General features: G+C 41.0%; 5 protein-coding genes. 2 read left to right on the plus strand and 3 right to left on the minus strand.

The window, feature by feature from the left end; genetic code table 11:
• Positions 1-26 precede the first annotated feature (26 nt).
• Positions 27-1,046 (minus strand): carboxypeptidase-like regulatory domain-containing protein, encoded by a 1,020-nt coding sequence (locus tag AB5935_RS21970; protein ID WP_368327567.1) that lies wholly within the window; start codon positions 1,044-1,046, stop codon positions 27-29.
• Positions 1,047-1,297: 251 nt separating this feature from the next.
• Here AB5935_RS21970 and AB5935_RS21975 point away from each other — a divergent pair, with 251 nt between their 5' ends.
• Entirely contained in the window at positions 1,298-5,293 is a 3,996-nt protein-coding gene (locus AB5935_RS21975; protein ID WP_038611914.1) for a hybrid sensor histidine kinase/response regulator transcription factor, read from the plus strand.
• 101 nt (positions 5,294-5,394) lie between these two features.
• Positions 5,395-5,982, plus strand: coding sequence for a DNA-3-methyladenine glycosylase I (locus AB5935_RS21980; RefSeq protein WP_007839083.1), 588 nt, complete (start codon positions 5,395-5,397; stop codon positions 5,980-5,982).
• A gap of 774 nt (positions 5,983-6,756) precedes the next feature.
• Here AB5935_RS21980 and AB5935_RS21985 read toward each other — a convergent pair.
• Positions 6,757-8,430, minus strand: coding sequence for a RagB/SusD family nutrient uptake outer membrane protein (locus AB5935_RS21985; RefSeq protein ID WP_038611917.1), 1,674 nt, complete (start codon positions 8,428-8,430; stop codon positions 6,757-6,759).
• 14 nt (positions 8,431-8,444) lie between these two features.
• On the minus strand, positions 8,445-11,414 hold the full coding sequence (locus AB5935_RS21990; protein WP_244057967.1) for a SusC/RagA family TonB-linked outer membrane protein: 2,970 nt from the start codon (positions 11,412-11,414) through the stop codon (positions 8,445-8,447).
• Positions 11,415-11,832: the final 418 nt, after the last annotated feature.

Here is an 11,832-nt window from a genome sequence, read left to right on the forward strand (position 1 = left end):
CAAAATCCTGAGCAACTTTTTGTTGCTCAGGTACTTAAAAAGTTTAATTTATAATAGTGTTGCGGAATTAAGGTATAATTGACATTCAACAAATAATTAGTCTTCTCGGAACCACCCTTTACACTCAGATTATGCCCATGATTGACCGGAGTACGAGTTATGGCTTCCAGCCAATCTGTATTACCTCCAAAATCAGTAGCAGAAATTGTTCCATCCTGAATTAAAGAACGAAATTCATCTCCAGTCAACACTCTTTCCGTTTTCACAAACTCTTCTGTACCGACATACCCATTATAGTCTATGGAAAAATCAGAATTAGCCTTACGGGTAGTAACCAAAATCACCCCATTGGTAGCTCGTGTACCATAAATAGCCGCAGACGAACCATCCTTCAGCACATCGATTTGAGCAATATCCTCAGGAGCCACCGTTCTTAAATCTCCCGGAATACCGTCAATCAACACTAATGGCGAATTGTTACCCTGCAAGGAGTTAGTACCACGAAGTAAGATAGACGAATTCTCGGTAGGGTCACCTGTAGAATTCACAATGCTAAGACCAGCAATTTTCCCTTTCAATAATTGTCCCGCATCCCTCACATTTCCACGGACAAAATCCGAAGACTTGACACTTGAGATGGCAGCCGTCAGCTCACTTTTCTTTTGCGAACCGTAACCCACCACTACAACTTCCTCCAGCGCCAGAGAAGAAGGTTTCAACTGTACCTTGACAAAGGTCTGGCTACCCACATTTATCTCTTGGGCATCATAACCTATATAAGAAACAATCAAAACAGTATTCTTATCACTTGCCTCCACACTAAAATTACCATCTATATCGGTAATGGTTCCCTGAGAAGTACCTTTAAGAATAACCGACGCACCGATCAGTGCATCCTTATGTTCATCATATACCGTTCCCTTTATTATTCTGCTCTGAGCAAACAAGCATTGGGAAACGAGTAAAAACAAGCCCAACATCAACATCGTTGTTTGTCGATGTCCAAATTCAGACGGATGTGCACCTTTACTAAACATGTTTTTCATATTTGATCTTTAATTTAATTACAGCCCAAAAGTAGACTTATTAGATAAAAAGCCACAAGAATATCCATCCAAATAATATGAATTTTCTACCAAAACAATATTTTCACCCACCTTTTACAACACCTTACCTCCTCCACCTTACGAAAAGAGAGCAATATTCTGCCAAAACAGGACAATATTTTGCCTTCCCCTTGTGTTTTTCAGCCAAATATCTACTTTTGCACATAGTAAACCACTTGATAAAACAAACTATGTACAAGCACTTATTCCTTCTCATATCAATCCTTTTCAGCCTGTCATCCCCCTGTGTTCATGCTGAAAGATATTATTTCCAACATTTGGGTCTGAAAAACAAACTGTCTCAAAGTTCCGTTCTTTGTATCACCCAAGACAGAAACGGATTCATGTGGTTCGGCACCAAAGACGGACTGAACCGTTATGACGGATCCAATTTCCGTATTTTCAAACACAATCATTCCAACCCCCATTCTTTAGGTAATAACAACGTCAACTCATTGCACGAAAATAAGGATGGGAAATTATGGATAGGAACAGACGACGGAATTTATATCTATGATCCATTGACGGAAACTTTCTCAAAACTCACCTGCAAAAGTCAGGACAGCTTGTGCATCACCCAGCCCATTGTACAAATCACCACCGATACACAAAAAAACATCTGGATAGCAGTAGAATCCCAAGGCGTTTTCCTGTTCGATAACGACCGACAAACATTAACACACTATGCTATCCCCGATGCCCATCTGCTCAGTTCTATCTGTATAGACCAGCAGAACGCAGTATGGATAGGCTATAACGGAAAAGGGCTTTATTATACTGATGATCATTTCCAGAACTTCCGGTTATTCCAAACACAAGAGGGGAAAAACCTCTTCACCGATGACCAGATTTTCAAAATTTTCCCCGAACAGCATAACACCTTGTACACTGGTTCCGCAAAAGGCGGCCTGAAAAGCATCAATATCCTTACCTGGACAGTCACCGACTTGCTACCGGACTCTTCCCAAACCGAAAGTATCTTTGTAAGAAACATCTATCCCATCGACAAAAAAACATTGTGGGTTGCCACAGAACGAGGAATATACACTTACAACAAGGAAACCCGGGAAATCCAACACCTCACCTACAACCCCAACGATGACTATTCCTTGTCGGACAATGCCATTTATTCCCTCTACAAGGATGCTGAAGGTGGCATATGGATCGGCAGCTATTTCGGAGGCATAGACTATTATCCCACCCAATATGCCACTTTCGAAAAATACTATCCCATCATAGGACAAAACAGCCTCAGCGGAAAAGTAGTCCGTGAATTTTGCGAAGATGAAGACGGAAATCTATGGATAGGAACAGAAGACGGCGGCTTGAACAAATTCAATCCAAAGACCAAAGAATTCAGCCCTTGTCCACTGGCAGGACTGCACTATAATGTCCACGCTCTAAGTATGGACAATCACACTCTGTGGATAGGTACATATTCCAAAGGATTATACTCATTGGATCTGAAGACCCGCCGTTCCCGTCACTACCTGATGGGACATGCCGAAAATACATTGAACGACAACAACATCTACTCCATGTGCCGCACCTCTGCAGGTCAACTCTACATAGGTACCACAACCGGACTCAATCTCTATAACCATGAAACAAATGATTTCACCCGTATCCACAAAATGGATGGTATCTTTGTTTTCAACATATTGGAAGACAGTAAAGGAAATATCTGGTTTGCCACCTATAACTCCGGTATATTCAAATACAATCCTAGAAATAACAGCTGGAAAAATTATGTTTCCACTCCCGGAGTTCCCCACGGACTCCCTTACAACAAGGTGATAAGTATTTATGAAGACAGCAAGCAACGCTTGTGGTTCACCATGCTGGGAAGAGGATTCTGCTCATTCAACCAGGACACAGAGGAATTCACTACTTATGATTCTTCACAAGGGCTTGCCAATGATGTGATTTATAAGATTGTAGAAGCCAACAATGACATCCTTTGGCTCACCTCCAACAAAGGATTGATACGGTTCGATCTGAAGACCAAAACCTCGAACATTTATGCAGACAACAATGGACTGCTCACCAATCAGTTCAATTATAGTTCAGGAATTAAGAGCAAAGACGGTACCATCTATTTCGGATGTATCAATGGCTTCATTGCCTTCAAACCCGAGTCCTTCACCGAAAACACTTATTTTCCACCTGTAGCCATCACCGATTTCCTGCTTTTCAACAAAAGCGCCGATATAGGCACCAAAGATTCCCCCCTCAGTCAAAGCGTGACTTATACTCGGGAAATAAACCTGAAGTATAATCAAAACTCTTTTGCCTTCCGCTTTGCAGCTCTTTGTTACGCCGCCCCTGAAGAAAATTACCTGAGTTATACATTGAAAGGATTTGATAAAGAGTGGTACAGTACCACAAAAAGTTCCACCGCTTCCTATACCAATCTAAAGCCAGGCGACTATACTTTCTGCGTGAAAACAGCTAACGCCAAGGGAGAATGGAGTAATGACATCAAAAGTATCCACATACATATCGCACCTCCTTTCTGGAAATCCCCGTGGGCCTATCTTCTTTATTTTATACTTTCGGCAGCCGGTATCGGATATATCTTCTATCGCTTCCGAAAACAAATCACGGACAAACAACGACGGCAACTGGAAATCTTAGAAGCCGAAAAGGAAAAAGAAATTTATCATGCCAAAATAGACTTCTTCACTAATATAGCACATGAAATCCGCACACCGCTAACCCTGATAAAAGGCCCGTTAGAGAACATCCTGCACAAGGAAAACATAGATCGCAACACCATCCGTGAGAACCTGGACGTCATGGAACGGAATACCCTGCGATTACTTGACCTGACCAATCAGTTACTCGACTTCCGAAAAACAGAAACCAAGGGGTTCCGTCTTAACTTTATGGATTGTAATATCTCCCAACTAATAAGAGACACTTATATCCGTTTCAATCCCGCCGCCCAACAGAATGGGTTGAAATTTCAAACAGACCTGCCCGAACAGGATTTCAATGCACCCGTAGATAAAGAAGCCCTGACCAAAATTCTAAGCAATCTGTTCAATAATGCAGTAAAATATGCCACATCATCTATCCATGTATCTTTAATACCACCATGCGGAATGAAAGAACCGGGATACTTCTCCATTATGGTCAGCAATGACGGGCATCCCATCCCCCACGATATGCAAGAAAAAATTTTCCAGCCTTTTGTGCAAATCAAACAAACCTCCGGTGGGCAACGCACAGCCGGTACCGGCATCGGCCTGCCTTTGGCACGTTCCTTGGCAGAATTACATAAAGGAAAACTTTACTTAAAGGATAGTGAAGAAATCTGTTTCTGTGTCGAGCTTCCTGTCGATCAAGAAAAAGCCATACAATTACAAAAAGATTCCACTATCAGCCAGACCGGCAATATGCAAACAGCCATCCGGCAACACAGCACTAACATCTGTATTCTTGTAGTAGAGGATGACCCCGAGATGCAGAACTTTATTTGCGCACAACTGGAAACTGTATATTGCGTTATACGTGCATCTAATGGCAAGGAAGCCTTGCAAGTGCTATCAGAAAAGACAATCAGTCTGATTGTCAGTGATGTGATGATGCCCGAAATGGATGGTTTCGAATTATGCCATACATTAAAGACCGATATCGAACATAGCCATATTCCTATCATTCTGCTCACAGCAAAAGTTACCATGCAATCCAAGATAGAAGGAATAGAACTGGGAGCCGACGACTATATAGAAAAACCTTTTTCTACGGAGTACTTATTGGCACGCATAGCGAACTTATTAAGCAATCAGGACAAATTGCGCCATGCTTTTACTTCATCACCTTTTGTGAACGCCAAAACCATTGCACTGAGCAAAGCAGATGAGAACTTTTTAGACAAACTAATAGAAGTAATTCAAAAGAACATTTCGGAACCCGATTTTAATGTGGATATATTAGCCGAGAAAATGAATATGAGCCGTTCCAGCCTGCATCGAAAAATAAAGGGAATCGCCCAAATTACCCCCAATGAGTTTATTCAACTGGAACGGTTGAAAATGGCAGCCCAACTGATTCAATCCGGAGAATACAGAATCAATGAAGTATGCTATATTGTCGGTTTCAACTCTTCTTCCTATTTTGCCAAATGTTTTCAGAAACAATTTGGAGTACTGCCAAAAGATTTTTACAAGAACGGCTCCTGACACTGTAAGATAATTTATATATGCGTATAAAATAGTCCTTTTAAATTTGGCATAATGCCATGAATCCATTACATTTGTTCCATATCACAAATGATAGAATTATGCAAGATATAACAAACGGACGTTGCGGTTGGTGCGGAACAGACGAATTGTATGTGAAATACCATGATCAGGAGTGGGGAAAGTTAGTAACCGATGACAAGACGCTGTTTGAGTTTCTTGTATTGGAAAGTGCCCAAGCAGGACTAAGCTGGATAACGATTCTTAGAAAAAGAGAGGGGTATCGTAAAGCCTTCTGTAATTTTGATGCCGAGTTGGTGGCACAAATGACCGATGAAGACGTTGAGCGGCTAATGCAATTTGAGGGCATTGTAAAAAACCGTCTGAAAATCAAATCGACAATCACGAATGCGAAACTATTCCTTGCCGTACAAAAGGAATTCGGCAGTTTTTATAATTATACCCTGTCATTCTTTCCCGACAAAAAGCCGATTATCAACACATTCCGGTCATTGAGCGAGATTCCGGTATCCTCCCCCGAATCCGATGCCATGAGTAAAGATATGAAAAAACGAGGTTTCAAGTTCTTCGGAACTACGATTTGCTACGCCCATTTGCAAGCTTCAGGTTTTATCAACGATCATTTGACAGACTGTATTTGCCGGAAAGTTCCACAACAGAATTATTAACTCTGTTAACACTATCATCACCTTTTATCGGAAACCTCAATATGTCTTTTCCTCCTTTTCTTTTCGAGAAAAATAGCAACGATATGACAGCCGGGATTGAATTCAAGACTATAAGGGTATCTGTAATTCAATAGTTTCATGCATATATCTTGACTGAGCCGAAAAGAAAGAGATGTTCTGTTCCCAGATTGCATAACAAGACATTTTTTGGCTTTGTGAGAGCAGTTGCTCTCACCTTTTGGGGCATCTCTCACCTCATCTCTCACCCTTTAAACGCTTTATTCATCGGGGGAAAGTGATAAAAGATGAGAGCATGAGAGATAAAATGTGTTTTTTGCATTGATAGGAGTAGTCCCGAAAGTTAACGGCATAACTTTCGGAAACAATGGAAGAAACTTCCTAAACTTATGCTGTCAGTTTGTAAAAACCTCCCGTCGTGAAAGGGAAAATGTTCCGAGGAAAGACAACCTGTTTTATACGAATGTTCATGCGGCACTTCATGAACGTTCACGTAGGACTATATATACGTCCGCGTGAGGTTACACATATATATGTGGGAATCATCAATTTTTTGTTCATGTACAAAAACACAAGTTCCTATGCAAAAAAGATAAGGATGTTTTTTAAAAACATAAGTTCATTTTAAAAAAAGAACAAGACCTTTTTAAAAAACGAACTTATGTTATTTACCAACTTTTGCAAGCTAAATAACTTCTCTGCCAATCATCAAGATACACCTTCACCGGAAATCAAACTTCAGCCTGACAGGCACACTTAATTGTAACCGGCATTTTGCCCGAACTCTTCTTTATTGATAATGGCATCCAGTTGAGTCTGAGGAATAGGACGTAGCAAATGATGCTCTTTTATATTCACTTTCGCATCCGGATTGTATGCTTTTACTCTTTCCAGCAGCTTACCGGTACGCTTCAAATCGAACCAACGTTGCTGCTCTCCTCCCAACTCACGGGCCCGTTCATCCAAAATAAAATCCAATGTCAACTGTTCCGGCTTTATCTCCATGGCGGCTTCCTTGCCGGGAATAGCTGCTCTTCTCCTTACCTCATTGATATAAGATGTTCCAGAGGCATTATCGTTCAAGAATAATTCAGCCTCGGCAGCTATCAGATACAACTCAGCAAGACGAATGACCACACCATGTCTCACACTTCCCGTATAATTCACTGACTCACGAGACGGATCAAGGAATTTTTTGAAAGTCACATTCTGAACCCTATTCTTGACAGAGCCATCGGCATTGTAAACAAAATCCTTGTCTATGGTGATATAATCGTGTTTAGCTTCCTCTGCATCGGACACACTATATTTAGTAAAGAAAATAGCCGTATCTCCCGGTGAGATATAAGTACTGTTCGTATTGTTACAAATCCATGCCTGCTGGAACACATCATCATAACGGGCATCCATCTTTTCATCGAACAGGTTCAGATAATACAGCGTAGGCATATATCTGTTGAAACTGCGACCATATTCTATGGAGCGCGTAACAGGTTTCTTACCGTCTTTATCGAGTACCTGATCATAACACATCACCCACAACAGATGTGAAGGGTTATTACCCGGTGTCCTCCAAATGATGGGGGTCCCGTCAGGACCTTCTTCAATGGAAGTTCCGAATATCTCACTCTTTGTGTACATACAAACAAACACATTCTCTTTTACATCATTACATTTATAAATATCACAAAGGTCCGAATAATCTTCTGCCAAGCTATAATCATAATTGTTAATAACATTACGAGCATATTTCAACGCTTCCTCATAATTTTTATTATACAGATAAACGCGTGCTAGAAACGCTTCTGCCGCACCTTTGGTAGCACGCCCGTAATCGGAAGTGGAAACCGGTAATTTAGCCACCGCCTCTTTTAAATCGGCTATAATCTGAGTATAAAAATCCTCTTCGGACGAACGGTAAACGTAACCTGACGGCTCGGTACATTCTTCTGTCGTTAAATAAACACCTCCCCATGTCTCTACAATATGCCATAGATAAAGAGCCCGCAAGAAATAGGCTTCCCCCATACGGATATCTTTAACCGAAGCTGAAAGTTCAGAGCTAGGCAAACGGTTCAAGGCAGTGTTACAAGTATTCAATGCCGAATACAAACGTTCCCACTCTTTAGTTATCGCATTGCTGGAACCTTGTAATGACGAGTTATAATCGGAAAGCTCAGCTTCGGCACAACCATTTCCCCGGGTAAATATATCCGTTCCCAACTCTGTCATTGATGTGGCATATTCCTGTCCATACCAAAAACGCAACGGTGTGTAACATGAGTTAATCAGAGCTTCCGCACCCGATTCGGTTTTATAAAAAGTATCAGCGGTCAATCCGCTGGGATTTTCCTCTGTCAGGAAATCATTACATGAGCTCAAGGTTGCCGCCATACAGCTGAGCAAACACCATTTATATAATTTATTCATACCTGTTCGCTTGTTTAGAAATCAACATTAATACCAAATACTGCTTGTTTTGTCATCGGATAGCTCAAGGAGCCTCCTCGTTCGGGATCATAATTGTCTAAATGACTGAAAGTAAAGAAATTCTTTAATGAACAATAGATACGGATATTAGAAGCATGAATCTTCCCGATCCATGATTTAGGCAACTGATATCCCAAAGTGATTTCTTTAATCTTCAAATACGAACCATCCACGTATCCCAATGCATCTAATTTGGAAGAATCCGAATAACTTTTTTCCGGACGGGGAAATTCGTTAGTAGGATTCTCCGGAGTCCAATAGTTTACTTTAATACCCGGATCTCCCTGAATACGGTATGAGCCGTAACCGTTGGCTTCCGAATGTAACATTTGCCCTTGTCTCCAATACATGAAAACGCGCAAATCAAAGTTCTTGTATTTGAATGTATTGTTCAACCCCATTACGAAATCGGGAGTTTCCGAGCCCAAGATGATACGGTCATTATCATTGTCTATTGAACCATCCTTATTCTGGTCCTTTATTTTTATACGTCCCGGCTTCTCACCATACTTAGCCGCCTCCTCAGCTTCGTCAAGTTGCCAGATACCGATTTTCTCCAATCCATAATGTGTCTTGATGGAATGCCCTACAAACCAACCGTTACTGATATCACGGTCAGTTCCATCTGCCAGCTCAGTAATTTTCTCTCTGTTCAAAGTAAATGTATAATCGGTATTCCAAGAGAAATCCTTTTGATTGAAATTTTGGGTATTAATAACTAATTCCACACCTTTATTCTCAGTTTTTCCTACATTATCCCATGCCAAAGAATATCCGGTAGAACTAGGTACTTTCTTCTGCATCAACAAATCTGATGTCTTTTGTTGATAAATATCCAATGAACCACTGATACGGTTATTGAAGAAACCGAAGTCAATACCGATATTAGCCGTTGCTGTTTTTTCCCAGCCCAGATTATAATTCGGTGTCAAAGCTGGATAGTAGCCATAGGCTCCGTTTTCCGTATTATTTATGAGATAAGCATACATGGTCTTTCCCAATCCTCCCTGAGTCTGATAGGCAGAAACAGCACTGTTTCCCGAAATACCATAACTCAGCCGAAGTTTCAAATTGGAAAGTTGTTCTACGTTCTTCAAAAAATTCTCTTCATTCATACGCCAAGCCAAAGCCACAGATGGGAAGACCCCCCACTGATGATCTTTTGCCAATACAGATGAACCATCCTGACGCAAAGTCACAGTCATCAGGTATTTCTCATTGAATTTGTAGTTGATACGCCCAAAGAAAGATGCCATAGTGGTTTGTACATAACTGCTGGATATCTGCTGACTATCCTGCAAACCACCCAAATTATAAAACAACATAGTGGATGAAATAAGGTTATGCCCCGCACCCTTATATTCCTCGGCCACATTTTTATATAATGCGTTACCAGCCATCAGACTCAGATTATGTTTTCCTAATGTGAACGAATAAGCCAATGTATTTTCCCACGACCAATTGACGTCACTATGATTGGTAGCATCCGCCAACGAATAATTTCCCGCTCCGTCTAACGTATATGTATCAGCAAAATGTCCTGTACGGATATCTTTCTTGTCAAAGCCAAAAGTAGAAGTCAGTGTCAAGTCCTTGATAATGTTCCAGGTAGCCCCTACATTCCCCACCAAATGGCTGGTCAGCCGGTTATTTTTATAGGCTCCGGGAACTTCTTCGGCTATGGGGCTAATGGTCTGCCCATCATTAAAAGGAAGCACATTGATAGAACCATCTTCATTATATACATCTCCATAGGGAGCGTAATAAATAGAACGGTTGAAAGGATCACGTCGGATATTCTGATCCAAATAGGTATATACCACATTGGCATTCAATTTCAAGTTATCAGTGAGCTTATGCGATAAGGATAAGGTTGCATTATAACGGTCCATATCATCCATCTTCACCAAACCGTCTTCGGACATATATTCAAAAGCCAGATTGAATGTTGTTTTCTCCGTACCATTTGAAATATTGACAGAATGGGACATCTGGCTACCCGTTTGCATCAGCATATCCACCCAGTCTACATTTTGATTGGATTTTACCGCATCATAAGCAGAACCAAAAATTTTGGCATCATCTTCAGGACCTCCCCACTGGCCGTCCGTACGATAAGCCTCTCTCTTGAAGTCGGCCCATTCGGACAAATTCATTCTATCGGGATAAGCAGCTACGGAATTGATGGAATAATAACCGTTATATGAAACCTTGGTCTTGCCTACAGCCCCTTTCTTTGTAGTGATCAAGATAACTCCGTTAGCACCGCGAGAACCATAAATAGCGGTGGAGGAAGCATCCTTCAGAATTTCCATGGATTCTATGACATTGGGATTGATATCAATATCTGTCCCATAGGGCACTCCGTCTACAATAATCAGCGGAGCATTCGAAGCGTTCAATGACCGATTACCGCGAATGGAAAAGGACAAGCCCGAACCTGTCTGACCACTTGATTTAGTCATATCCAGTCCAGCCACTTTCCCTTGCAGGCTTTCCAAAGCATTCGTCATAGGAACAGCAATAATGTCCGCTTGCTTGATGGAGGTCATAGAACCGGTCAAGTCCCGTTTCTTTACAGTACCATAACCAATGACTACCACTTCATCCAATTCTTCCGTATCTTCTTTCAAAATTACCTTTACCGGAGTTCCCGGCTTAATGACAGCCTCTTGTGAAAGCATACCGATATAACTGATTTCCAATTTTTTCGTGTCCGCAGGGACCGACAAGGAGAAATTCCCCTCGAAATCGGTAATGGTTCCTATAGATGACTTCCCCGCCACTTTCACATTAGCACCGATGACAGGCTCACCGGTACTGTCTAGAACTGTACCTGTTACGGTAACATTTTGTGCATAAACATTCCCGACACTCATCACCAGGAATGAAAGCACAAACAAAATAAACCTACTTTGTTTCATGTTCTTCATTGTTTTCATTTATAGTATCATTTAAAGTTTTTAGCACGCAAAGATGAATAAAAACAAAAACCGGATATTGCATTATTCAGTCTAAGATTTATAAAATCCGGTTTGAGAATAACAAAAACAGAGTTATCCGAATATAAATCGATTTAGGCTAACAGGAGGGAATCTGAAAATCCCGGCATTCTGTCTTTTTGCCATTCTAAACATAATGAAGAATCCGAATACACACACTATTTTGCGTTAACAGATTCTTCATTACGTTCAAAAGACCAAAGTAAAAAGGGTAATGCAATATAGCTTTTTGAAGCTTTCTTATTTTTCCTATTCTATTTCACTTATACCTCAAATCCGCAACTAAGCCCTTGAACGTCCTTATTGCGTTTACACGTCCTCTCATTACTGAATTTGCAGA

The organism is Phocaeicola sp. RTP21198st1_B8_RTP21198_201120, from assembly GCF_040929485.1.
Taxonomy (GTDB): Bacteria; Bacteroidota; Bacteroidia; order Bacteroidales; family Bacteroidaceae; genus Phocaeicola; species Phocaeicola dorei.

Coding starts and splice junctions, on each gene's coding strand:
- AB5935_RS21970 (WP_368327567.1), bottom strand. CDS start 1,046: ATGAAAAACATGTTTAGTAAAGGTGCACATCCGTCTGAATTTGGACAT.
- AB5935_RS21975 (WP_038611914.1), top strand. CDS start 1,298: ATGTACAAGCACTTATTCCTTCTCATATCAATCCTTTTCAGCCTGTCA.
- AB5935_RS21980 (WP_007839083.1), top strand. CDS start 5,395: ATGCAAGATATAACAAACGGACGTTGCGGTTGGTGCGGAACAGACGAA.
- AB5935_RS21985 (WP_038611917.1), bottom strand. CDS start 8,430: ATGAATAAATTATATAAATGGTGTTTGCTCAGCTGTATGGCGGCAACC.
- AB5935_RS21990 (WP_244057967.1), bottom strand. CDS start 11,414: ATGAAACAAAGTAGGTTTATTTTGTTTGTGCTTTCATTCCTGGTGATG.